The 220-nt window shown below is 65.9% G+C and carries 1 protein-coding gene; it reads right to left on the reverse strand.

What is annotated here, in order from left to right:
- Positions 1 to 191, reverse strand: a 191-nt coding sequence (locus tag ADK64_RS47290) for a hypothetical protein (protein WP_420712980.1), incomplete at its 3' end; no start/stop codon positions are given.
- Positions 192 to 220 lie beyond the last annotated feature (29 nt).

A 220-nucleotide genomic window follows, 5' to 3' on the forward strand; every position in this document is an offset into this window, starting at 1 on the left:
GCCAGCCACGGATGCGAACGAAGCGACAAACGCCCCGTCAGAACCACACCATCCTCATCCGCCAACCGCACCACCGCACCCAGCACCGAATGATCCGCCCCACCCAGACCAAAACTGCCCGCATCACCCGAGACAGCCGGCGCATCCAGCCAGTACCGGCGACGCTGGAACGCATACGTCGGCAACTCCACCCGCCGCACACCACCACCCGCGAAAAGCG

It is taken from the genome of Streptomyces sp. MMG1121, assembly GCF_001280015.1.
Taxonomy (GTDB): domain Bacteria; phylum Actinomycetota; class Actinomycetes; order Streptomycetales; family Streptomycetaceae; genus Streptomyces.